This window comes from Sinorhizobium sp. (assembly GCF_059070375.1).
The window spans coordinates 21,642-43,087 of sequence record NZ_JCACWC010000005.1; the positions used below are offsets into that span (position 1 = coordinate 21,642).

Consider the following 21,446-nt stretch of genomic DNA (forward strand, 5'->3'; position numbering starts at 1 on the left):
GGATAGATGCGCGGCGCTGTAGAGCACAGTTTCCTGTCACAATAAAGAGCGGTCCCGTCAAGGCGGCACCTGCGACTTTGCTTAACCGGCTATCTTCCAGGGGCAGCGATGCCGCGGCCGCACCGGCACGATTTCGGGTCGATTCCGGAATCATCGCGATGCGGGCAGCTTGCCGCAAGCGCATCGTGCTATAGCTTCAACAGAGCCCATTGCCTCGCATCGCGACCGAAGTTCCTGGAGCAGACCAACGTGACTGGTGATCACCTCAAGGCCCTGATGGGCTTGCAAGCCGCAACGCCGGTGCTCATCGCGCTCTATGATCCGCAGGATCGGCTGCGCTACGCCAATGAAGCCTTTCGATCGGCCTACCACGTCGGCGAGGGCGAAGCACCGACCTGGGCGGAGATCATGCGCCGCAATCATGCCGCGGGCAGAGGCACCGTTCTCAAGACTGACGACCTCGAAGGCTGGATCGCCGCCACGGTCCACCGGCGCGGGAAGGTACCTTTCCGCACGGTCGAGACCGACCTTCACGACGGCCGCTGGCTTTGGATGACGGAGACCGTGGACCAGAAAGGCTGGATGCTGTGCATCGCCGTCGACATTACGGAGGTGCGGGCGGGGGAGCGCAAGCTTCGCCAGGACCGGGATTTCGCGCTCAGGGCCTCACAGGTGGACGAACTCACCAGCGTGCCCAACCGGCGCTACACGATGGAAAGGCTCAACGAGTTCATCCGGAACTGCGCCGAGAACCCGCACATGTGGGGATGCGTGGCAATCATAGACATCGACTATTTCAAGGCGATCAACGATCGCTATGGCCATCATCGGGGTGATGAGGTGTTGCTCGACTTCGCCCGGCAGATGCAGGAATTCGTCCGGCGCTCCGATTGCTTCGGGCGGATCGGCGGCGAAGAGTTCATGCTGATCCTGCCGGACACCACCGTCAGCGAAGCGAACCTCATCCTCGATCGGCTGCTGGACAGGGTCCGCAACGCCAGACCGCTTTCGAACATACCGGAGTTCTTCTACACCTGTTCGGTCGGACTTGCGGAGTATCGGGAGGGCGACAGCGTCAGGGACATTTATTCACGCGCGGACGATGCCCTTTACATCGCCAAGCGTGAAGGGCGCGATCGCGTCAAGCGTCATACGCTACCCGGATCAGACCGTGAGTTCAGCCCGGATCAGTCCCCTTAGGGAATTGCCGATGTAAAGACGGCCGCTTGCGAGGTCGGCGGGAGCCAACCGCTCGACCCGTGCCCGCCGCTGGCAGATGAGCTCCGTGCGCAGAACGCCGGCGAGAAGGCCGCAGGCGATCGGCGGCGTCTTCAAGTACCCGCTGCCGTCATCGAGAAAGACCGACGTTATCGTCCCCTCACAGACTTCCCCCTTTTCATTGAGCAGGATGACCTCGTCGGCCTCGGCCGTGGAAAACTCGCTGCGTGCCGCCTCGTAGCGGCTCCGGCGCGTGGTCTTCATCCGGACGAGGCGGTCGCTGGAATCAAGCCGCGTCGAGGCGATCCGCACTCGCCACGCCGCGCCGTCGCCAAGCGGCACGAAGGGCGCCGTCGTCACGTCGATGCTGCCGTCGCGGTCGAGCGTGAGGCGCACGCGCAGCGGCGCTCGCGCGCCCGAAACGGCTCGCCCCAGCGTCGCCTCGGCTGCGGCCGCACCTGAAAAGCCGAGGCGCCTGGCGGAGCGCGTCAGTCGCGCCAGATGCAGCCGCAGCCTCGTAAAGCCATTCTCCGGTTCGTAGCGCAGCGTCTCGATCAGGGAAAAACCGGTCATCGGGCGATCTCGGCATCGCCGACGGCGAAGCGGGCCTTCAACAGGCATTCCTCGTACTCTGCCTCGGCCTTGGAATCGAAGACGATGCCGCCGCCGACATTGAAGACAGCCCGGCCCCCGGCAAAGAGCGATATGGTGCGGATCGCGACATTGAAGCGCATGGTGCGGTTCGGGGCGATGTAGCCGATCGCGCCGCAATAGGCGTCACGCGGCCCGGACTCCAGATCGTGGAGAATTTCCATCGCCCGCATCTTCGGGGCGCCGGTCACGGAGCCGCAGGGAAAGAGCGCGGCGAAAATGTCGGCGATGCCGATATCAGGCAGAAGCTTCGCCCTGACGTGGCTCACCATCTGGTGGACCGTCGGATAGGTCTCGATGTCGAAGAGCTTCGGCACGTCGAGCGTGCCGACTTCGGTCACGCGGGAGATGTCGTTGCGCAGAAGGTCGACGATCATGCGGTTCTCGGCTTGCGTCTTCTCGTCGGCGCGCATCGCCGCGATGATCGCGTCGTCCTCATCAGGGCTCGCGCCGCGCCGCGCCGTGCCCTTCATCGGATGCGTCTCGATCCAGCCGTCGGCGTCGACCCGGAAGAAAAGTTCCGGCGAGCGCGAGATCAGGACCGGGCCGTCGAGGGCGACGAGCGCGCCGTATTTCACCGGCTGACGCTCGATCAGCGACCAGAATGCGGCAAGCGGATCGCCGGACCAGCGCGCATGGATCGGCATGGTCAGGTTGGCCTGGTAGCAATCGCCCTGGCGCAGGTGCCGGTGCAGCTTTTCGAAACGCTGGCGATAAGCAGGAAAATCCCAGCCTGCGCGGGGCTCCGCGAGGAAGGGCTCGTTTTCGATGCGCCGCTGCGGCACCGCAAGCGGATGGTCCTTTGCCGGCGCGTCGAAGACGCCGAAGGACATCAGCGGCGTTTCCCGGTTCTCCGGCGCGAAGGGGGCCAGTTTCTTCTCGAAAAGATGGCCCGCTTCGTAGGCCATGAAGCCAGCGATCCATTTGCCGGCACGATGGGCCGCCTCGATTTCGCCAAGGCCGCGGTGGAACTCAGCCCTCGTCCGCGCCGTGATGACGCGCAAAGGTTCGGCGAAAACCGTCGTGCGGTTCTCGCTGTCGTCCCGGAAGAGGACATAGGGCGCGTGTTCGATCATCGAGGTCGGTCGCTGTCAATTCGGTCCGACGGGGCCGATAAGGCCCGACCGGGTCACGCCTTATCAAGCGCCTCCAGTTCGTCGATGAGCCCTTCAATCATCGACAGGCCCTGTGCCCAGAACGACGGATCGGTGGCGTCGAGCCCGAAGGGCGCGAGAAGTTCGGAATGATGCTTCGTTCCGCCCGCCTTCAGCATCTCGAAATATTTCTCCTGGAAGCCGCGCTCGGCGTTCTGATAGACGGCATAGAGGGAGTTCACCAGGCAATCGCCGAAGGCATAGGCATAGACGTAGAAGGGCGAATGGATGAAGTGGGGGATATAGGCCCAGTAGGTCTCGTAGCTCTCAGAAAGCCGGATCGCCGGGCCGAGGCTTTCGCTCTGCACCGACAGCCATATCCGGCCCAGGTCCTCGGCCGTCAGTTCGCCTTCCTTGCGGGCCGTATGCACCTTGCGCTCGAAATCATAGAAGGCGATCTGCCGGACGACCGTGTTGATCATGTCCTCGACCTTCTGCGCAAGCATCGCCTTGCGTTCGCGCTTGTCCTTGGTCCGGTCGAGGAGCGCGCGGAAGGTCAGCATCTCGCCGAACACGGATGCGGTTTCCGCAAGCGTCAGCGGCGTCGAGGCCATCAGCGCGCCCTGGGCGCCGGCAAGGACCTGATGGACGCCATGCCCGAGCTCGTGAGCGAGCGTCATCACGTCGCGCGGCTTGCCCATGTAGTTGACCAGAACATAGGGGTGCACGGAAGGGACGGTCGGATGCGCGAAAGCGCCCGGCGCCTTGCCCGGTCGGACCGGCGCGTCGATCCAGCTATCGTCGAAGAAGCGCCGCGCGATCGCCGCCATTTCCGGGGCGAAGGCGTGATAGGCGGAAAGGACCGTATCCCTTGCTTCGTTCCAGGGAATAAGCGCGTTCGGCGTTTCCGGCAGAGGGGCGTTCCGGTCCCAGAAATCCATCTGCTCCATGCCGAGCCACTTGGCCTTCATCGCATAATAGCGGTGCGAGAGCCGGGGGTAGGCGGCCTTCACCGATGCGGCCAGAGCGTCCACGACCTCACGCTCCACCCGGTTGGCGAGATGGCGGCTGTCGGCGATATCCTCGAAACCGCGCCAGCGGTCGGAGATTTCCTTGTCCTTCGCAAGCGTGTTGGTGACGAGGGTGAAGGTGCGGATATTCGCTTTGAAGGTTTCCGCGAGCGCAAGCGCGGCCTTCTTGCGCACTTCGACTGAAGGATCCTGCAGAAGGTTGAGCGTCACTTCCAGCGGCTGCTCCTTGCCGTCCACCGAAAAGGTCAGCGATGCGATCGTCTCGTCGAAGAGCCGGTTGAAGGCGTTCGCGCCGGTCATGGACTTTTCGAGGAAAAGCTGCTCCAGCCTGTCGTCGAGCTGGAAGGGCTTGTCCTTGCGCAGGTCGAGGATCCAGGGCCGATAGTGGGCGGCAAGGCTGTCGGTCGCGAGGGCGGCGTCGATCACCTTGTCGTCGATGCGGTTGAGTTCCAGCGAGAAGAACAGGAGATGCGCCGATATGTCGGTAAGCTTCGACTGGACGTCGCCGTAGAGCTTTCCGTTCGCCGGATTGGACGTATCGGAGAAATAGGTAAGCCCCGCAAAGGAGGCGATGCGGCCCATGAGGTCGTCCAGCGCCTCGAATTCCTTCACGGCCGCGCCGATGCCCTGATCACCGGTTCGGCCGGCAGCCTCCTTGAGCTTGCCCTTCCACTTCGCCTCGAAGGCGATCGCGTCGGTTTCCGCCTTCGCGAGGTCCGAGCGGAATTCCTCGGAAGAGGGCGAGAGGTAGAGGTCCGTGAGCCGCCAGGACGGCAGCTCGCCGAGCTCGTCCGGCGCTGCTGAAGCCTGTCCGGCCCCGGAATTCACCAGCGAGGCGCGCATGAGGGATTGCCCGGAGGCGGCGAGTCGTGGCGAGGCAAAATTCATCGTCGGTTCTCTCGTTTTGAACAGGCCTTAACCCTGAAGCGAGGCAACGGCATGGCGCCCATTGCTACCGCCCGCGATGGATAAAATGCAAGCATTTCTCAAAACAGGATGTTCAGCCGTTTGTGGGACGAATGGCCGGTATGATTGGCACATGATGCTGGCCAAAGGTACCCCGCGTGTCCCAAGCAGGAGGCTTTCGTGACATCTCATATTCTTGTCATCGACGACGATCCGGTGCAGCGGCGGCTGTTGACGAACATGATCGAGCGGCTGGGCCATGTCGCGCATCTCGCCGATAATGGGCGCAGCGGGCTCGAACTCCTGCAACGCAAGGGGGGGATCATCAACGTCATCCTGCTCGATCTTCTGATGCCGGAAATGAACGGGCACGGCCTTCTCGAGGCGCTCGCCGAGCGTGGCATCGACATCCCGGTCATCGTTCAGACAGGGCAGGGCGGCATCGAAACGGTGGTCCAGGCGATGCAGGCCGGCGCCTTCGATTTTCTCGTAAAGCCGGTTTCGCCGGAGCGGCTGTCGATCGCCTTGGGCAACGCGCTGAAGATGGCGAGCCGCGACGGCAAGGTCAAAACCGCACGGCGTCCGCGCGGCGGGGCAGTCGGTTTCGACGATATCGTCTCGGCAAGCCCGGCGATGATCCGCGTCATCGATCTCGCGCGCCGCGCTGCCCAGTCGAACATTCCGATCGTGCTCGAGGGCGAGTCGGGCGTCGGCAAGGAAATGGTGGCCCGCGCCATCCAGGCGGCGAGCGACCGGGCGGCGAAGCCTTTCGTCACCGTCAATTGCGGCGCCATTCCCCACAACCTCGTCGAGAGCATTCTCTTCGGTCATGAGAAGGGAGCGTTTACGGGCGCAAGCGAAAAGCACAGCGGCAAGTTCGTCGATGCCGATGGCGGCACCCTCTTTCTCGACGAGATCGGCGATCTTCCGCTAGAGGTCCAAGTCAAACTGTTGCGCGCCGTCCAGCAGGGCGAGATCGAGACGATCGGGGCGCGTCAGCCGCAGAAGGTGAACGTCCGCCTCATCTCGGCCACCAACAAGGACCTCATCACCGAGGTTCGCGAGGGCCGGTTCCGCGAAGATCTCTACTATCGGCTGAACGTCTTCCCGATCACCATTCCGGCGCTACGCCGGCGCAAGGAGGATATCCCCGTTCTCGTACGCGCCTTCGTCGAGCGCTTCGCCGCCGAGCAGAGGCTGGATCAGAGGCTGACGGTATCGAGCGGCGCGATGGCGCTGCTGACGTCCTACGACTGGCCGGGCAATATCCGCCAGCTTGAAAACGCGATCTTCCGCGCGGTCGTCCTCGCCGAAGGTCACGAACTCACGGTCAGGGACTTTCCGCAGGTCGCCACCCAGATACCGGGATACATCGTTGCCGACCGCAGCGGTCTCTCCTGGGGCGAAGCCGGCCCGGAACGTCGTCCCGCTGCCGCTCAGCTCGCCGCTGCCCAGGCGGATGCTGGCGCGCGGGAACAACCGGCGCATGCCGAGACGACTCCGGACGCCCGCCTGGAGAACGCCATCGCCAGCCTCAGCGAGGGCGGCGAGGTCAGGAAGCTCGCCGAGGTCGAGGAGGAACTGATTCGCTTTGCCCTGAAATTCTACCGCGGCCAGATGAGCCAGGTGGCGCGCAAACTGGGAATCGGCCGCTCGACTCTCTATCGCAAACTCAAGGATTACGGCATCGATCCCGACAATCCCCTGCGTGAGGCGGCATAAAATCGACGCATTCACACCTCATTTGCCGTGCAAATCGTCCACCGCCGTTTAGACCTTGTTAGCAAACTGTTCACTATATTATAAGGGGCGGTGAACACTGTGGCATAATTGCCATGCTGTCACCTTATTTGACAGTCATCTGAGACAGCAAAGCACGGTTGTCCGTCGGACGGGGATTGAATGCCAAATTTGTTCGGTTTGGAGGAACCAGTCGGTTCCTTTGCGCGCAGACTCTGCTCGGCGGTCGCTCGAAAGGCGCCCCAGGTCCTGGCGTCCATCGCGCTGGTTTGCTCCCTCGTCACACCCGGGATGGCGCCTCCGGTCGAGGCCGCCGGCCAGACACGCACCCTCAAGCTCTATTTCATCCACACCAAGGAAAAGGCGCAGATCACCTTCAAGCGCAACGGTCGCTACGATCAGAAGGGTTTGCAGCAGATCAATCGTTTCCTGCGCGACTGGCGGCGGAACGAGCCGACCAAAATGGATCCGCGCCTGCTCGATCTCGTCTGGGAAGTCTACCAGAAGAGCGGTTCGCGCGACTATATCCACGTCGTTTCCGCCTATCGCTCGCCGGCCACGAACGGCATGCTGAGGTCGCGGTCGAAGGGCGTGGCGAAGAAGAGCCAGCACATGCTCGGCAAGGCGATGGACTTCTATATACCGGACGTGAAGCTCAAGGCGCTGCGCGAGATCGGCATGAAGTTCCAGGTCGGCGGCGTCGGCTATTACCCGACTTCCGGTTCGCCCTTCGTCCATATGGACGTCGGCGGGGTACGCGCATGGCCGCGCATGACGCGCAACGAGCTCGCGCGGCTCTTCCCGGACGGCAAGACCATGCATATTCCCTCCGACGGAAGGCCGCTGCCGGGCTATGAGCAGGCTGTGGCCGATTACAAGCGCCGCGTCGGCGCATCGGCGATCCAGGTCGCAGGCGGCGGCGCCAAGGGGCCGGGCGATACCGGCAAGCGCCGCAACCTCTTCGCCGCGCTCTTCGGCGGAGGCGGCGACGAGGATGAAGAACCCGCGGCAATCGCTGCCGGCGGCGCCGAAGAGGAAGCTCCGGCCAAGGTTCAGACCGCATCGGCGCCGGCGGCCCAGGATGCTCTTCCCGGTGTTGCAGGTTCCACTGCGGCGCCTGCCGGGCAGCAGGATATCAACGCACCGGTGCCGGCCGTGCGACCGGCATTCAAGGAAACTCCGGCTGATGGCGGCGTAGCGGTTGCGCTCGTCGCGCCGGAAAAGAACAGTGCCCAGGAGGCGCTGGCAGCTGCCATGCCGCAGACAGCGGCCGTGCCTTCGGAATTCGCGGATCTGAGCACTCTCAAGGTTCCGGTTCCGCAAATGCTCGACCGTCGCGACATGAACGCCTTGATCGCCAACGAGACGCTCGTCGCCTCCGCCGACGGCCAGGCTCAGGAGTTCGGCTTCGTGCCGGTGCCGGGAATGCGTCCGGCCGGCGAAGAGGCGCTCGCGGCCGTGGCTCACGCGGAGGTCACCATTCCCGCTTCTGCGGATGGGCCTGCGCTCGCTTCTGCGGCGCAGCCGCCGAGTGCCGCCGGTACGCGCGTTGCCCTCGCAGCGCCGACCAGCGAGGATCGGGCGCCTGCATTTTCTCCGGCGATCGAGGTCGCCGCCTATGCGCCGCAGTCGGGTTCCGCTTCACGTGAGGCGATCTTCGACAGCGTCTTCGACACCGAGGCCGATGCTCCCTCGAAGGGCGCCCGTCCCAAGAGGCAGGATGCCCAGGCGAAGAGCCGGTCTTCCGTGCGCACGGAACCGAAACTGACGCAGAAGATCATTTCCGAGTGGGCACTCTCGGCGGGCCGTGTGGCTACCCTGTCGAAGCCGGTCAAGGCCCCGCGCTTCGTCAGCAAGTCGCTCCGCGTCGCGCCGACGACCGTTTATGCGGCCGGCTTCACCAGCAATAGCGGAGCGGTCGATACGGCGCGCTTCAGCGGCAGCGCGGTCAACTTCATGGAAGTGAAGAAGTTCAGCACAAACTGAGCCTTCGATTGCCGCTCAAATATAAAAAGCCCGCCAGGTCAGTCCGCCGGCGGGCTTTTTGCTGAGTTCAGGCCGCGTCCTCGGATTCGGCGGCAGGGATCATGCCCAGCGCCTGGAGGTAGGTGTCGAGGATCGCTTCCTGTTCCATGCGCTCGTCGGCGTCCTGCTTGCGGATCGAAATCACCTTGCGCAGGATCTTGGCATCGAAGCCCATCGATTTTGCCTCGCCATAGACATCCTTGATGTCGTCGGCGATGGTCTTCTTCTCTTCTTCCAGCCGTTCGATCCGTTCGATGAAAGCGCGAAGCTGGTCGCGGGCAATGCCGTGAGCATCCGACATGGTCGTCTCCTTGTGGGGATGAATTTTCCGGGTGCTGTGAACTGCCGTGAACGGCCGCCGAGGTCAAGGGCGATTGCGCAACAACACAGGCATTTCCCGCGCAGGTCTTACTCCTTCGGGCGATTGCGTTCGAACGCGGCTTTCTGCTCGGACGAGGCCTCAGCCTGGTTCTGCGCCCGCCATTCCTCATAGGGCATGCCGTAGACGATCTCCCGGGACTCCTCCTTGCTCATCGGCACGCCGGAGGCCTCCGCCGCCTCGCGATACCAATTCGACAGGCAATTGCGGCAGAAGCCGGCGAGGTTCATCAAGTCGATGTTCTGGACGTCGCTGCGTTCGCGCAGATGCTCGAGCAGCCGGCGGAAGGCCGCGGCCTCGAAAGCGGTGCGCTGTTCCGGGTTGATTTCGCTCATCGGGGTGGCCTCCTCTTCTTCAGTCGCTGTAAGCGCCCGTGCGGGACGGGTGGCGCTGGTAGGCATGAAGCTCCGGCAGGGCGTTGAGCGCCGCAAGGATGGGCGCCAGACGTTCCGCCCAGGCGGCGACGCCCGCGGCATCGGCGATCAGGTCCTGGCGGACCTCTATCAGCGCATGCGCGATCCCGGGAGCCATGCAGTGCCGGTACATGGTATCGCCACGCAGCGCGCCGTCATAGGGCTCGTTGTTGCCGACGACGATGTCGCCGGCGGCCTCCAGCCGTTCGATCAGCGGAAACACGGCGCGCGGGTCGTTGTCCCAGAGAACCGAGGCATGCCAGGGGCGTGCCACGCCCTTCCAGAAGGGCGTGAAGGAATGCAGGGAAATGACGAGAGGCGCTCTTGCGCCGGCCGCGGCGGACCGGGCGATGGTTTCGGATACGGCCTCGTGGTAGGGGCGGTGAAAGCGCCTTATGCGGTTCTGCCACTCCTCGTCCGAGATCGGGTGGTTGCCCGGAACGATCGCGCCATCGGAAATCTTCATGATCAGGGTGGGGTCGTCTTCGCCGCGATTCGGATCAATCAGGAGGCGCGAGAAACAGCCGAGCACGGCCGGTGCGCCGAGTGCGTCCGACAATTGCCGCGTCAGCGGTTCGATGCCGATATCGTAGGCGATGTGACGCTCGAAGGCGCTTTCGGGCAGGCCGAGCCGGCCATATTCCGGCGGCAGCCGGTTCATTGCATGGTCGGCAACCAGCACGAGACCCTTTGCCGGATCGCCCCCGGTGATCTCGTAAGGAGAGTAATGGTGCATTCGGCTCCTGCCAGGCTAAAGGTACCCACCTGATTGCACGCAAAGCTGCCATTCGCAAGAAAAACGCGAAGCTCTTATGCCGTTCCGTCACAGGAATGACGATTATAATCGATTAGAGTTGCGTTGACTTTCAGGGCTGGGCGTCGCAAGAAAGTGCCACGCAAATCAAAACGGAGTTCCGTAGGAAGCCGTGTCTAGATATCCTTTTTCCAGAGTGAAGCCGGGGTCGATGACGTTTGGATCCATCCTCCTGTTTTTCTTAGCAATTTCCGCTTCATTTCTCTCTGCCGGCGATGCCCGCGCTGATTTTCGAGTCTGCAACGGGACGCAGACTCTGGTCGGCGTGGCGATCGGTTATCGGGCCAAGGAAGGCTGGGTGACCGAAGGCTGGTGGCAGGTTCCAGCGACCACCTGCGCCACGCTGATCGAAGGCGAACTTCAGTCCCGATATTATTATCTCTATGCGGAAGATGCGGCCAAGGGCGGCCGTTGGACCGGCGACGTCAACATGTGCGTGGCCGAAAACGAGTTCAAGATCGTCGGCGTGCAGGACTGCTTCGCCCGCGGCTTCCAGCGCATGGGATTCAAGGAATACGACACGGGGCGGCAGGGAAGCTGGATGGTTCAGCTTTCCGACACGCCCGGCACGCAGGAAAGCCAGAATTGATGAGACGGAACAGGAAAGTCAAAATCCTCGCGACACTCGGGCCGGCATCGGCCGACGAGCAGATGATTCAGAAGCTGCACGAGGCGGGGGCCGATCTGTTCCGAATCAACATGAGCCATGCAAGCCATGAGGTCATGCGCACGCTGATAGAACGGATCCGTTTGGTCGAGGCGCGCTGCGGCCGTCCGATCGGCATCCTCGCCGATCTGCAGGGGCCGAAGCTGCGCGTCGGAAAGTTCGCCGAAGGCAAGGTCGAACTCAAGATCGGCCAGACCTTCACGCTCGACAACCGCGATGTGCCCGGCGACAGCCGCCGCGTTTATCTTCCGCATCCGGAGATCCTCGAAGCGGTGAAGCCCGGCCATCGCTTGCTCATCGACGATGGCAAGCTACACCTGCGCGCCGAAAACACCGATGGCAAGAGCATCGTCACCACGGTCGTTTCCGGCACGCGGATCTCGGATCGCAAGGGCGTCAGCCTGCCCGATACGCTGCTTGGCGTCGGCGCGCTGACCGACAAGGACCGCATCGACCTCGACGCCGTGCTGGCGACAGGAGAGGTCGATTGGGTGGCGCTTTCCTTCATCCAGCGCCCTGAGGATCTTGCCGAGGTTCGCAAGATCGCCCGCGGCCGCGTTGGACTGATGTCGAAGATCGAGAAGCCGCAGGCGATCGAGCGGATCGACGAGATCATCGAGCTTTCGGACGCGCTTATGGTGGCACGCGGAGACCTCGGCGTCGAAATGCCGCTCGAATCCGTACCCGGACTTCAGAAACAACTGACGCGTGCCTGCCGGCGCGCGGGCAAGCCGGTCGTCGTCGCCACGCAGATGCTCGAATCGATGATCTCCTCGCCTGTGCCGACGCGCGCAGAAGTGTCGGACGTGGCGACCGCCGTGTTCGAGGGTGCCGATGCAGTGATGCTTTCGGCCGAATCCGCCTCCGGCGAGTACCCTGTCGAGGCGGTTTCGACCATGGCGTCGATCGCCAGCAACGTCGAGCGCGATCCGCATTATCCGGGGATCATCTACGCTCAGCGCACGCCGCCGGAAGCAACGGGCGCGGACGCCATCTCGCTTGCCGCTCACCAGATCGCCGAGACGCTCAAGCTTGCCGCGATCGTGACCTACACCTCCTCTGGCACCACCGGGCTGCGCGCTGCGCGCGAGCGCCCCCAGGTGCCTGTCATCGCACTTTCGCCGATCGTCCAGACGGCTCGCCGGCTTTCCGTGGTGTGGGGGCTGCACTGCGTCGTCACAGGGGATGCGACCGATCTCGACGATATGGTCAACCGCGCCTGTCGAATCGTCTCGACGGAAGGCTTCGGCAAGCCGGGAGACCGAATCATCGTTACCGCGGGCGTGCCGCTCGGTACCCCCGGCGCCACCAACATGCTGCGCATCGCCTATATCGGCTCAGACGGCCAATCGGGCATCTGAGCGGCGCCTGCTCGATCGAGCGCATTTCGACGCAGCCCCTCATCCGCCTGCCGGCACCTTCTCCCCGCAAGCGGGGCGAAGGGGCTCTCGGCGCCGGCTTCGTCCGCTCTCCACGTTCACAGCGCGTCTTAGAGCATTTCAACGTTTCATAGAAACACTGAAATGCTCTAACCATTTAATCCAACGCACTTCCGGACGGCCGGTGGCGACGCCTTGCGCCTGCCTGCCGGACGAGGGGCATTCTCGCGTCCTCAGGTGCCGGTCACGTGCGGCTGCCGGCAAGCTTTTCCGCGAGTTCGCCGAGTTGCTCCTGCGCCTTCCGGTCGGAGGGGTAGATGTCGAGGAATTGCTGCCATGCGCGCATGGCAAGTTCATCCTTCCCGGCGGCCTCGAGCATGGTGGCCATGCCGGCGAGCGCGCCGAAATGGCGAGGCTCCAGGGCAAGGACATGATTTATGTCGGACATCGACTTGCGGAAGTTGCCCATCTGGTAGTGCAGCGTGGCGCGGCGGTTCCAGCCTTCGACATAGTCGGGGGCGAGGGCAAGCGCCTGGTCCAGAAGATCGAGCGCCGCCGACTGCTTCTCATCGGCAATCGCCTTGTTGGCCCATTGCATCAGGAGATTCACGGTCGCGCTACCGGAATCCTGCCATTCGAGACGGATGCGATCGGCCACCTGCCGGGCCTTGTCCTCATCGCCTTCCTTCTTGAGATCGGCGAAGAGGGCATCGACACGCTCTTTCGGAGTGGTGAGCGCAGCGAGCTCGGCCTGAGGCGAGGGTTCTGCCGCGCTAAGCGGCGCGGCGGCCATTATCGCGGCGGCGGTCATGGCAAGAGATGCCAGTATCAGCTTCATAAAAACACGCATGGCGGACATCGTAGCCCGCCATGAAACAAGATCAAATCAATTTTGGGAAATCGGCGAGCAAGCCGCCGTGTTCCGGATCTTTCTTGAATCGCCGCCGATTCAGGAAACGTGCAGCAAGCCAAGTGCTACGACCTTTGCGCATCCGCGAAGACGCGCGGCGCTGCAGGCACGGCCTGCAGCAAGCATCAGCCCTGGCGTGCCTTGAAGCGCGGGTTCAGCTTGTTGATGATGTAGACGCGGCCCTTGCGACGAACCAGACGGTTTTCGCGGTGACGGGTCTTCAGGGACTTGAGCGAATTCTTGATCTTCATTTTTCCTGATCCGCAGGGTTTCGGGGAACGAAAATTCGCCCGGTAATTCCAACAATCAAAAGCGCGCCGTTCAGCGCGCTGTTCAAGTAGGCAGGCACATACCGTGTCGCCCCAATTGTGTCAACCGCATGACGGGGATTTTGGCGCCTGTCCCCGCCTTCCATGACGTCCCGGTCAGAGCAGGCGGGTGAAGTGCCCCATCTTGCGGCCGGACCGCGCCTCGGCCTTGCCGTAGAGATGAAGGAGCACATTGCGTTCGGCAAGCAGGTCCGGAACACGGGCGATGTCGTCGCCGACGAGGTTCTGCATCACGCAATCCGAATGGCGCGACGGGTCGCCGAGGGGCAGGCCTGCAATCGCGCGGATATGCTGCTCGAACTGCGAAACGACGCAAGCGGCCTCCGTCCAGTGGCCGGAATTGTGTACGCGCGGCGCGATCTCGTTCGCGACGACGCCGCCGTCGGCCAGAACGAAGAACTCGACACCGATGACGCCGACATAGCCGAGCGCGTCGAGAATGGCGGTTGCCGCCTTGCGGGCGGCCTCCGTGGTCGACCCGCCGACGGATGCGGGCACGGTCGATGTGTGGAGAATGCCGTTGCGATGCACATTTTCGGCAGGATCGAAACAGGCGGTGGTGCCGTCGGGCGCGCGTGCGGCGATGACCGAGATCTCCCGGTCGAACGGCACGAAGCTTTCGAGGATCAGCGGGACCTGTCCGAGCGCCACATAGGCGCCGGCCGGATCGTCGGCAGCAGAACGGAAGACGCGCTGGCCCTTGCCGTCGTAGCCGAGCCGGCGGGTCTTGAGCACGCCGGCCCCGCCGAAGTCCGCAAGGGCGGCCTCCAGATCGGCCTGGCTGTCGACGGGATGGAATCCGGCGGTGGCGATGCCGCAGCCGTTAATGAAGCGTTTCTCGACGAGACGGTCCTGCGCCACTTCCAGCGCCTTCGGCGGCGGGAAGACCGGCCGCGAACGGGCGAGTTGCTCGGCAGCCGAGACCGGGACGTTCTCGAATTCGTAAGTGATGAGATCCGCCACCCGCGCAAGCTCGTCCAACGCGCGCGGATCATCATAGGCGGCAATGATCTGGTCGTTCGCCACCTGCGCCGCCGGACAGTCCGGCTGCGGCTCGAGCACCACGGTGCGGAAGTTCAGGCGGGCAGCGGCCATGGCCAGCATGCGGCCAAGCTGGCCGCCACCGATGATGCCGATGGTCTTCATGCCTCGTCTACCGGATATTCCGCGACCGATACGGTCTGCTGTTCGCGCCAGTCGTCGAGACGGTCGGCAAGATCCTCGTCACCGAGCGCGAGCACGGCGGCGGCCAGAAGTGCCGCATTGATGGCGCCCGCCTTGCCGATCGCAAGCGTGCCGACCGGAATGCCGGCCGGCATCTGCACGATCGACAGCAGGCTATCCTGGCCGGAAAGCGCTCTCGACTGGACCGGGACGCCGAAGACCGGAAGCGGCGTCATGGCCGCGCACATGCCGGGAAGATGCGCCGCACCGCCGGCGCCGGCGATGATCACCTGGAACCCCTCGTCGCGAGCGCCCTTGGCGAAGCGGACCAGGCGGTCGGGCGTGCGATGGGCGGAAACGATCCGGGCTTCGTAAGCGATGTCGAGCGCCTCGAGCGTGTCGGCCGCGTTCTTCATCGTCTCCCAGTCCGACTGGCTTCCCATGATGATGGCGACGGGCGGGGGCGTAGTGTCGGTCACGTCTCGATCCATTTCAGGCGATGATGTCGGGAATGATCTGGTCTTCGATCTTGGTGATCTTGTCCTTGATGGCCAGCTTCTTCTTTTTCATGCGCTGGACGCGCAAGGCGTCGCAACCCGTCTGGATCATCGCGTTGATTGCCGCGTCGTAGTCTTCGTGTTCCTGCCTCAGGCGCGCGATAGTCAGTCTGAGTTCGGCCTGGTCCTGGTCCGGCATGCAAAGCGATCCCCATAAGCCCGGCTTCGCCGATCCGCGATCCGGAAATTCCTGCGTCGCTCTACCACATCTTGGTTGGCGACGGGAAGTTACCCGGCGTCATCATTTCGCCTTCGACAAATGAAAAATGGCATGGCACATTAAAAAGGTTTCAACCATGGAACATCCGGCATTTGCGTGCCGGATGCAAGCTAAAGGGAAGGGACTGCCAATGACCATTGAGGCTCATCTTGCAACGCTTGAGAAAAAACATGGCGTCCTTGAAGAGGAGCTACACGAGGCTCTGAACTCTCCGTCCTGCGAGGACGAACTGATCAGCGAACTCAAGCGACGGAAGCTGCGCATCAAGGACGAAATCGAAAGACTCCGTTCCTCGACGCACTGAGCGTGAACGGTACTCCCGATTGCATCGGGACGCATCGCCACGCGGAACTGCAGAGGCGATGCAACGATAGGGTCAAAACAATCCCGAAAAGATAGATTGCATTGCTTGACCGGACCAAGGTCCGGTCGGCTTTGCGCGGCCGAACGGAATGCATCAGGACCAGAATTGGTCCAGCCACAGGTTGAGCCGGTCGAAGCCCGGCTTGTTGATCGCGTATATCCGCCGTGTGCCGCTGGTCGAAACTGATACCAGACTGCAGTCCAGCAGGGCTTTCAGATGCTGGGAGACGGCGGGCCGGCTGATCGGCAGACCTTCGGCGAGCTCGTTGACGGTTCTTGGCGCGCGCCTGAGTTCCTCCAGCAGATGGCGCCGGTTCGGATCCGCAATGGCATCGAATGGGTCCGCGATCGTCATGCGCGGACGTTAGGCGAATTCCCCCGGAGCGGCAAGAAAATTGTGCGGTGCGGAATGTGCTTCGCACAGCAGCGCCCGCTACACTCCTCCCGATACGATGCTCCGGAGCCCATCCCATACGAGCTTCGAGCCGGCGAGGAAGGCCATCGTGTACATGAAGGGATAAAAGACCTGCGGCTTCATCCGCCGGACGGTCCAGGCGCCGCAGGCGGTCGCGACCATGGCCAGCGGGAAGAGGGTTGCCGAGGTCTTGAGATTGCTGAGATCGAGTTGGCCAAGGGCGAAATAGGGGATGAGCTTCACCGCATTGAGGGTCGCGAAGAAGCGCACGATGGTGCCGGTATATTCGCGCGGCGCGAGTTTCAGCGGCAGTGCGTATATCTGGAAGGGCGGACCGCCGGCATGGGCGACGAAGCTGCCGTAGCCGGCGAAGGAGCCCCAGAGTGCTGCTGGACCGGCGCGCTGCGGTTTCGGCTGGATGGGCGGACCATTGCGGCTGCGCCACAGGGTGTAGACATAGCGCAGTACGAAGACGACGGTGATGAGCCCGATGATCAGCCTCAGCGCGTCGCGGGGCACATAGGCGGACGTGGCCCAGCCGACCGCGATGCCGGCGAGGGCGCCCGGGAGGAGCATCATAAGGGTTTGCCGATCCCCGTGCTTGCGCCAGATCAAAAGGGAAACGATGTCCATGGCGATGAGGATCGGCAGGAGCAGCGCCGCGGCCTGTACGGGCGAAACGACCATGGACAGGATCGGGACGCCCATCAGCGACAGGGCCTCGCCCATGCCCCCCTTGGACAGGCCAACGAGCACGACGGCCGGAACGGCAACGAGATAGAAGTCGATGTCGGGAAGCATTGGCGGCGGTTGATCCTTTTGTCATCTCCGTCTATCGGTTTTCCGCAATGAAATCGAGTGCCGGCTTCCGGCCCGAAAGCGAGATCGCCAGGATTGACCCATGAGCAACATTGAAGACCGCTGCCGCCTCGTGCTGGTCGTTCCGGATATCGCAGATAGCGCGGAACGCGCGAAACTCGTCGGCGAGGCGCTGAGGGGCGGCGACGTAGCATCGGTGATCGTGCCGCAGTACGCGCTCGGCGATGCGGATTTCCAGAAGCATGCGGAAGCGCTCGTACCGGTGATCCAGAAGGCCGGCGCCGCGGCCTTGATCGAGGGCGACACGCGGGTCGCCGGACGGGCGAAGGCGGACGGTCTCCACATCGCCGGCGGTCCGGATGCGCTTGCCGATGCGATCGAGCGGCACGCGCCGAAGTTGATCGTCGGCGGCGGCAACGCCACCGACCGTCACCATGCGCTCGAGATCGGCGAGCTGCGGCCCGATTACGTTTTCTTTGGCCGCACGGATGGCGACATAAAGCCGGAGGCGCATCCGAAGAACCTGGCACTCGCCGAATGGTGGGCGTCGATGATCGAAATTCCCTGCATCGTCATGGGCGGCACGGATCCGCAATCCGCGCTTGCGGCCGCCGAAACCGGTGCCGAGTTCGTGGCGCTCCGCCTTGCCGTCTTCGGCGAGGCCGGTCAGGCGCCGTCGGTGGTTGCGGCCGTCAACGCATTGCTTGACGAAAAAGCGCCACGGTTTGAAGGTTAAGACCTGCCGATGGTAATCCGCTCTCTCCTGAAATCCAGCCGGCCCGCAGCCCTTGCCGCCGCGATGCTTCTTGCAGTCGCGCCCGCCGTGGCTCAGCAACCGGTCGCGCCTGCGCCGGCTGACGAGGGCAGCGCGTCGAAGCGCGGGCGGATCACGCCTTTCAACGGCGCGGTACTGCCGGAGGATGCGGAGCGCAAACCGGCAACGGCCGCTCCGGAAAAGCCGAAGCCCGGCGACGGCAGTGCGCCTTCGAAGGGCGTCACCGTTTTCGATCGCATGGGAGCCGAATTGCCGGCTCTTCCCGAGGAAAAGCCCTTCACCGGCAAGATCGACGAAGCCTACGGCGCCTTCCAGCGAGGTTACTACCTGACGGCGATCGACCTTGCCTTGCCGCGGGCCCAGCTCGGCGACCCCGCCGCCCAGACGCTTGTCGCCGCGATCCTGGAACAGGGTCTCGGCGTTGCACGCGACGCCAAGGCGGCGGCGTTCTGGTACGGCCAGGCGGCGAACAATGGCGACCCGGCGGCCATGTTCAAATATGCCCTGATCCTGATGGAGGGCCGCTACGTCAAGCGCGACCGGAAGAAGGCCGACGAACTGATGAAGAAGGCTGCCGATCTCGGCAACGCCTCGGCCCAGTTCAACTACGGGCAAACGCTCGTGGCCGACATGCCGGGCGAGCGGGGGCTGAAGGCGGCGATGCCCTATTACGAGAAATCCGCCGAGCAGGGCATTGCGGATGCGCAGTATGCGCTCTCGCAGATCTATCTCAATGTCGACGGCATAGAGGAGAGCAAGCGGGCCCGTGCGCGCGAGTGGCTGCTCAGGGCGGCGCGGGCGGGCTATGATACCGCCCAGCTCGACATTGCCATCTGGCTGATCGAGGGAATTGCCGGCGACCGCAATCTCGACGAGGGGTTTGCCTGGATGAAACGCGCCGCCGAAAGCGGCAACGTCGTCGCCCAGAACCGGCTTTCCCATCTCTACGTCAATGCCATTGGAACCCGTCCGAACCCGGTGGAGGCGGCAAAGTGGTACGTGCTCTCGCGCCGGGCCGGCCTCAAGGACGATGCGCTCGAGGATTTCTATCTCGGCCTCAACGAAACGCAGCAGAAATCGGCGCTGGCGGCGGCAAACAAATATCGCTCGACCTGACACGCGCCGGCGGACCCGATCTATTTCGCTTGAACTTCGGGGGTTTTTGTGGTCTTGAAGCCCCGGTTTTGTCCGCGGCCTCCCACCCCTGTGCCGCCGCGGACGGAGTGACATCTCACTCGGTTTTTTGACGACGGTTCTCCTGCCCGCGCTTCGAGCTGCGGCCTGCATGCGGACTGTCAGACAGGTTCAATGTCCGGTCGAGCGGTCTCGGCCGGCCTTCGCTAGAGGAATTGCCGTATGGCCCGCTCCGCCCTTCTCAATGTCATGGTCCAGGCCGTCTTCAAGGCCGGCAAGTCGCTGGCACGCGATTTCGGCGAAGTACAGAACCTGCAGGTTTCCTTGAAAGGACCGGCCGACTACGTTTCGCAGGCGGACCGCAAGGCCGAGCGGATCATCCGTGAGGAGCTCATGAAGGCTCGCCCGACCTACGGCTTCCTCGGCGAGGAGGGCGAGGAGATCAAGGGAACGGACGGCGCCCATCGCTGGATCGTCGATCCGCTCGACGGCACCACCAATTTCCTGCACGGCATTCCGCATTTCGCCATCTCCGTCGCGCTCGAGCGCCAGGGCGAGATCGTCGGCGCGGTCGTCTTCAATCCGGCGACGGACGAGCTCTACACCGCCGAGCGAGGCGGCGGCGCCTTCCTGAACGACCGCCGCCTGCGCGTCGGCGCGCGCAAGGCCCTCTCCGATGCCGTGATCGGGACCGGCACGCCCCATCTCGGCCGCGGCAATCACGGCAAGTATCTGGTCGAGCTGCGCCACGTCATGGGCGAGGTCGCCGGCATTCGCCGCATGGGCTCCGCCTCGCTCGATCTCGCCTATGTTGCGGCCGGCCGCTTCGACGGCTTCTGGGAACGGGACCTTGCCGCCTGGGACATGGCTGCCGGCCTCTTGCTCATCCGCGAGGCCGGCGGGTGGTCCACCGATGCCGAAGGCGGCAGCAAACCGCTGGAAGCAGGTTCGATCGTCTGCGGCAACGAGCATATCGCAAAGGCGCTTCGCGAGGTGATCCAGCGCCCGATTCCGTCCAAGTAACGGCAATATAGTTCGCCCGGAACGGTGCAACGTTTCCGGGATGGCAACATGCATAAAACAGCAAGCTGAAGCGTGCCGTATGAATTCGATTTGAATGCGACGCGCTTTAGTGCCGTACCCTTTGTTTTCCCTTCAATTCGGCGCAAACTTCCACTAGTCTCCGGGCCAATACGGATGGCCTAAGGCCATCGGCAGCACTGCTCTTCGATCGTTTCGATTTGGGAATGGTGTAGCAATTCAGAGTGATGCGGCCGCCCTCTTGTTCGTCGGACAGGCGCGGAAACTGCCGCAAAACCGGGAGACTGGCGAACTTATGGCGAAACTGAATCTGTCCGGGTGGCGCGATCGCGAAGACGTGGAGGAGGACTACGGTCCGCACAAGCTTTCGAGCCCGATGCCCTATTTCTGGACGATGGTCCTTTTCCTGATCATCGTCGGTTTCGTCGCTGCAATCCTCTTCCGCCAGGCAAGCGAGGCCTTCGCCGGCAATCCCGGCCTCAACGGGCTGATCCTGGGCGTGCTCGTGATCGGTATCCTGCTGGCGTTCAACCATGTCCTCAGTCTGAGACCCGAGGTTCGCTGGTTCAACTCCTTCCGTGCCGCCGGCAGCGCCGATAAAGTCGGGCGCGATCCGGTGCTGCTTGCGCCAATGCGTGCTCTCATCGGGGGACGCCAAACGACGGCAATCTCGACGGCCGCGCTCCGGTCCATCCTGGATTCAATCGCTGCGCGCCTCGACGAGTCGCGCGACATCACCCGCTATCTCGCCGGACTTCTCGTTTTCCTCGGCCTGCTCGGCACGTTCTGGGGCCTGCTCGGCACCATCGGTTCCATCAACACCGTGATCCAGTCGCTGGATGCGGGAAGCGGCAGCACCGACGATCTCCTGAGCTCCCTCAAGAGCGGCCTTTCGGCGCCTCTCACCGGCATGGGAACGGCGTTCTCCGCCTCGCTCTTCGGTCTTTCCGGTTCGCTCATCGTGGGCTTTCTCGATCTGCAGGCGGGACGCGCGCAGAATCGCTTCTATACGGAGCTCGAGAATTGGCTTTCGTCGGTAACCGACGTCAGCTCCGGTTTTTCCTCGCCGGGCGACATGACCGACGGCGCTCCGGTGGAAGAGCTGCGGCGGCTCACCGACCAGCTTACGCGCCTGACGCATGACGGCGGCGTGAACCAGCGCACCACCGCGGCCATGGCGAGCCTCGCCGAAGGCATTCAGGGCCTCGTCAAGAACATGCGCGGCGAGCAGCAGATGCTGCGCGACTGGATCGAGGCGCAGCAGGAGGAAGCCAAGGCGATGCGCAAGACGCTCGACCGGCTGACGGCGCGCATCGGCCAGGCCGACCGGATCACCGTGCAAAGCGAGAAGGCCGCAGGACAGGCGAAGCTCAGCCGCATCGAAGACGGCGGAGGGGATTGA

At 63.5% G+C, this 21,446-nt stretch carries 23 protein-coding genes; 10 read left to right on the forward strand and 13 right to left on the reverse strand.

Annotated elements, in window-relative coordinates; translation table 11 throughout:
• Positions 1-249 precede the first annotated feature (249 nt).
• Complete coding sequence (locus AC5J09_RS28320; protein WP_018096790.1) at positions 250-1,200, forward strand: sensor domain-containing diguanylate cyclase; 951 nt, start codon at positions 250-252, stop codon at positions 1,198-1,200.
• Here the strand turns inward: AC5J09_RS28320 and AC5J09_RS28325 are convergent.
• The 3 genes from AC5J09_RS28325 to AC5J09_RS28335 are packed head-to-tail and all read right to left on the reverse strand — an operon-like array spanning position 1,165 to position 4,882.
• The gene (locus tag AC5J09_RS28325) at positions 1,165-1,791 is read right to left on the reverse strand and encodes an aminotransferase class IV family protein (protein WP_494299160.1); all 627 of its coding nucleotides are present in this window, start codon (positions 1,789-1,791) and stop codon (positions 1,165-1,167) included. The genes AC5J09_RS28320 and AC5J09_RS28325 overlap by 36 nt on opposite strands.
• Positions 1,788-2,945 carry an aminodeoxychorismate synthase component I gene (locus AC5J09_RS28330; RefSeq protein WP_440852253.1) on the reverse strand — a complete coding sequence of 386 codons (1,158 nt, stop codon included), beginning with the start codon at positions 2,943-2,945 and terminating at the stop codon, positions 1,788-1,790. Before AC5J09_RS28330 ends, AC5J09_RS28325 begins: the two co-directional genes overlap by 4 nt.
• A gap of 53 nt (positions 2,946-2,998) precedes the next feature.
• The gene (locus AC5J09_RS28335; RefSeq protein ID WP_100672946.1) at positions 2,999-4,882 is read right to left on the reverse strand and encodes a M3 family oligoendopeptidase; all 1,884 of its coding nucleotides are present in this window, start codon (positions 4,880-4,882) and stop codon (positions 2,999-3,001) included.
• A 198-nt stretch (positions 4,883-5,080) separates the two neighbouring features.
• Here AC5J09_RS28335 and AC5J09_RS28340 point away from each other — a divergent pair, with 198 nt between their 5' ends.
• Entirely contained in the window at positions 5,081-6,622 is a 1,542-nt protein-coding gene (locus AC5J09_RS28340) for a sigma-54-dependent transcriptional regulator (protein ID WP_275597363.1), read from the forward strand.
• A 180-nt stretch (positions 6,623-6,802) separates the two neighbouring features.
• Entirely contained in the window at positions 6,803-8,626 is a 1,824-nt protein-coding gene (locus AC5J09_RS28345; protein ID WP_100672948.1) for a peptidoglycan L,D-endopeptidase MepK, read from the forward strand.
• Between the two features lie 67 nt (positions 8,627-8,693).
• Here AC5J09_RS28345 and AC5J09_RS28350 read toward each other — a convergent pair whose 3' ends face one another.
• The 3 genes from AC5J09_RS28350 to AC5J09_RS28360 form a co-directional block, all read right to left on the reverse strand.
• Positions 8,694-8,966, reverse strand: a complete 273-nt coding sequence (locus tag AC5J09_RS28350) for a DUF2312 domain-containing protein (RefSeq protein WP_018096796.1) — start codon at positions 8,964-8,966, stop codon at positions 8,694-8,696.
• A gap of 107 nt (positions 8,967-9,073) precedes the next feature.
• Positions 9,074-9,379 carry a DUF1244 domain-containing protein gene (locus AC5J09_RS28355; protein ID WP_100672949.1) on the reverse strand — a complete coding sequence of 102 codons (306 nt, stop codon included), beginning with the start codon at positions 9,377-9,379 and terminating at the stop codon, positions 9,074-9,076.
• Positions 9,380-9,398: 19 nt separating this feature from the next.
• The gene (locus tag AC5J09_RS28360) at positions 9,399-10,193 is read right to left on the reverse strand and encodes an N-formylglutamate amidohydrolase (RefSeq protein WP_100672950.1); all 795 of its coding nucleotides are present in this window, start codon (positions 10,191-10,193) and stop codon (positions 9,399-9,401) included.
• Positions 10,194-10,422: 229 nt separating this feature from the next.
• On the opposite strand from AC5J09_RS28360, the gene AC5J09_RS28365 reads away from it, so the two are divergent.
• Together AC5J09_RS28365 and pyk are read left to right on the forward strand one after the other, a co-directional pair.
• Complete coding sequence (locus AC5J09_RS28365; RefSeq protein ID WP_100672951.1) at positions 10,423-10,860, forward strand: DUF1036 domain-containing protein; 438 nt, start codon at positions 10,423-10,425, stop codon at positions 10,858-10,860.
• Positions 10,860-12,299 carry a pyruvate kinase gene (gene pyk, locus AC5J09_RS28370; protein WP_494299161.1) on the forward strand — a complete coding sequence of 480 codons (1,440 nt, stop codon included), beginning with the start codon at positions 10,860-10,862 and terminating at the stop codon, positions 12,297-12,299. Before AC5J09_RS28365 ends, pyk begins: the two co-directional genes overlap by 1 nt.
• 262 nt (positions 12,300-12,561) lie before the next feature.
• Here the strand turns inward: pyk and AC5J09_RS28375 are convergent, their stop codons facing one another.
• From AC5J09_RS28375 to AC5J09_RS28395, 5 genes are all read right to left on the reverse strand, one after another.
• Positions 12,562-13,176, reverse strand: coding sequence for a hypothetical protein (locus tag AC5J09_RS28375; protein WP_324762318.1), 615 nt, complete (start codon positions 13,174-13,176; stop codon positions 12,562-12,564).
• Positions 13,177-13,352: 176 nt separating this feature from the next.
• Entirely contained in the window at positions 13,353-13,478 is a 126-nt protein-coding gene (gene ykgO / locus AC5J09_RS28380) for a type B 50S ribosomal protein L36 (protein WP_010970191.1), read from the reverse strand.
• 174 nt (positions 13,479-13,652) lie between these two features.
• Positions 13,653-14,702, reverse strand: coding sequence for a 5-(carboxyamino)imidazole ribonucleotide synthase (locus tag AC5J09_RS28385; RefSeq protein ID WP_324762317.1), 1,050 nt, complete (start codon positions 14,700-14,702; stop codon positions 13,653-13,655).
• Complete coding sequence (purE, locus tag AC5J09_RS28390) at positions 14,699-15,211, reverse strand: 5-(carboxyamino)imidazole ribonucleotide mutase (RefSeq protein WP_018096802.1); 513 nt, start codon at positions 15,209-15,211, stop codon at positions 14,699-14,701. The genes AC5J09_RS28385 and purE overlap by 4 nt, the downstream gene beginning before the upstream one ends.
• Before the next feature lies 1 nt (position 15,212).
• Positions 15,213-15,416, reverse strand: coding sequence for a YdcH family protein (locus AC5J09_RS28395; protein ID WP_003536028.1), 204 nt, complete (start codon positions 15,414-15,416; stop codon positions 15,213-15,215).
• A 211-nt stretch (positions 15,417-15,627) separates the two neighbouring features.
• Between AC5J09_RS28395 and AC5J09_RS28400 the strand changes: the two genes are divergently transcribed.
• Positions 15,628-15,801 (forward strand): YdcH family protein, encoded by a 174-nt coding sequence (locus AC5J09_RS28400; protein WP_003536026.1) that lies wholly within the window; start codon positions 15,628-15,630, stop codon positions 15,799-15,801.
• Positions 15,802-15,954: 153 nt separating this feature from the next.
• Here AC5J09_RS28400 and AC5J09_RS28405 read toward each other — a convergent pair whose 3' ends face one another.
• Positions 15,955-16,215: an ArsR/SmtB family transcription factor gene (locus tag AC5J09_RS28405; RefSeq protein ID WP_100672955.1), complete on the reverse strand. Its 261-nt coding sequence runs from the start codon at positions 16,213-16,215 to the stop codon at positions 15,955-15,957.
• A gap of 78 nt (positions 16,216-16,293) precedes the next feature.
• On the reverse strand, positions 16,294-17,076 hold the full coding sequence (locus AC5J09_RS28410) for a sulfite exporter TauE/SafE family protein (protein WP_494299162.1): 783 nt from the start codon (positions 17,074-17,076) through the stop codon (positions 16,294-16,296).
• A 100-nt stretch (positions 17,077-17,176) separates the two neighbouring features.
• Here AC5J09_RS28410 and AC5J09_RS28415 point away from each other — a divergent pair, with 100 nt between their 5' ends.
• The 4 genes from AC5J09_RS28415 to AC5J09_RS28430 all read left to right on the forward strand — a co-directional run bounded on the left by AC5J09_RS28415 (position 17,177) and on the right by AC5J09_RS28430 (position 21,446).
• On the forward strand, positions 17,177-17,830 hold the full coding sequence (locus AC5J09_RS28415) for a thiamine phosphate synthase (protein ID WP_324762316.1): 654 nt from the start codon (positions 17,177-17,179) through the stop codon (positions 17,828-17,830).
• 9 nt (positions 17,831-17,839) lie between these two features.
• On the forward strand, positions 17,840-18,985 hold the full coding sequence (locus AC5J09_RS28420) for a tetratricopeptide repeat protein (RefSeq protein ID WP_275597370.1): 1,146 nt from the start codon (positions 17,840-17,842) through the stop codon (positions 18,983-18,985).
• Positions 18,986-19,225: 240 nt separating this feature from the next.
• Positions 19,226-20,026, forward strand: a complete 801-nt coding sequence (locus AC5J09_RS28425) for an inositol monophosphatase family protein (RefSeq protein ID WP_018096807.1) — start codon at positions 19,226-19,228, stop codon at positions 20,024-20,026.
• 313 nt (positions 20,027-20,339) lie between these two features.
• Complete coding sequence (locus AC5J09_RS28430; RefSeq protein ID WP_100672959.1) at positions 20,340-21,446, forward strand: MotA/TolQ/ExbB proton channel family protein; 1,107 nt, start codon at positions 20,340-20,342, stop codon at positions 21,444-21,446.

Bases quoted from the DNA above. Each gene is read 5' to 3' on its own strand.
- AC5J09_RS28360 (WP_100672950.1), bottom strand. From the start codon at position 10,193: ATGCACCATTACTCTCCTTACGAGATCACCGGGGGCGATCCGGCAAAG.
- AC5J09_RS28420 (WP_275597370.1), top strand. From the start codon at position 17,840: ATGGTAATCCGCTCTCTCCTGAAATCCAGCCGGCCCGCAGCCCTTGCC.
- AC5J09_RS28385 (WP_324762317.1), bottom strand. From the start codon at position 14,702: ATGAAGACCATCGGCATCATCGGTGGCGGCCAGCTTGGCCGCATGCTG.
- AC5J09_RS28395 (WP_003536028.1), bottom strand. From the start codon at position 15,416: ATGCCGGACCAGGACCAGGCCGAACTCAGACTGACTATCGCGCGCCTG.
- AC5J09_RS28325 (WP_494299160.1), bottom strand. From the start codon at position 1,791: ATGACCGGTTTTTCCCTGATCGAGACGCTGCGCTACGAACCGGAGAAT.
- pyk (WP_494299161.1), top strand. From the start codon at position 10,860: ATGAGACGGAACAGGAAAGTCAAAATCCTCGCGACACTCGGGCCGGCA.
- AC5J09_RS28400 (WP_003536026.1), top strand. From the start codon at position 15,628: ATGACCATTGAGGCTCATCTTGCAACGCTTGAGAAAAAACATGGCGTC.
- purE (WP_018096802.1), bottom strand. From the start codon at position 15,211: ATGGATCGAGACGTGACCGACACTACGCCCCCGCCCGTCGCCATCATC.
- AC5J09_RS28410 (WP_494299162.1), bottom strand. From the start codon at position 17,076: ATGCTTCCCGACATCGACTTCTATCTCGTTGCCGTTCCGGCCGTCGTG.
- AC5J09_RS28330 (WP_440852253.1), bottom strand. From the start codon at position 2,945: ATGATCGAACACGCGCCCTATGTCCTCTTCCGGGACGACAGCGAGAAC.
- AC5J09_RS28365 (WP_100672951.1), top strand. From the start codon at position 10,423: ATGACGTTTGGATCCATCCTCCTGTTTTTCTTAGCAATTTCCGCTTCA.
- AC5J09_RS28350 (WP_018096796.1), bottom strand. From the start codon at position 8,966: ATGTCGGATGCTCACGGCATTGCCCGCGACCAGCTTCGCGCTTTCATC.
- AC5J09_RS28335 (WP_100672946.1), bottom strand. From the start codon at position 4,882: ATGAATTTTGCCTCGCCACGACTCGCCGCCTCCGGGCAATCCCTCATG.
- AC5J09_RS28355 (WP_100672949.1), bottom strand. From the start codon at position 9,379: ATGAGCGAAATCAACCCGGAACAGCGCACCGCTTTCGAGGCCGCGGCC.
- AC5J09_RS28430 (WP_100672959.1), top strand. From the start codon at position 20,340: ATGGCGAAACTGAATCTGTCCGGGTGGCGCGATCGCGAAGACGTGGAG.
- AC5J09_RS28425 (WP_018096807.1), top strand. From the start codon at position 19,226: ATGGCCCGCTCCGCCCTTCTCAATGTCATGGTCCAGGCCGTCTTCAAG.
- AC5J09_RS28345 (WP_100672948.1), top strand. From the start codon at position 6,803: ATGCCAAATTTGTTCGGTTTGGAGGAACCAGTCGGTTCCTTTGCGCGC.
- AC5J09_RS28405 (WP_100672955.1), bottom strand. From the start codon at position 16,215: ATGACGATCGCGGACCCATTCGATGCCATTGCGGATCCGAACCGGCGC.
- ykgO (WP_010970191.1), bottom strand. From the start codon at position 13,478: ATGAAGATCAAGAATTCGCTCAAGTCCCTGAAGACCCGTCACCGCGAA.
- AC5J09_RS28375 (WP_324762318.1), bottom strand. From the start codon at position 13,176: ATGTCCGCCATGCGTGTTTTTATGAAGCTGATACTGGCATCTCTTGCC.
- AC5J09_RS28415 (WP_324762316.1), top strand. From the start codon at position 17,177: ATGAGCAACATTGAAGACCGCTGCCGCCTCGTGCTGGTCGTTCCGGAT.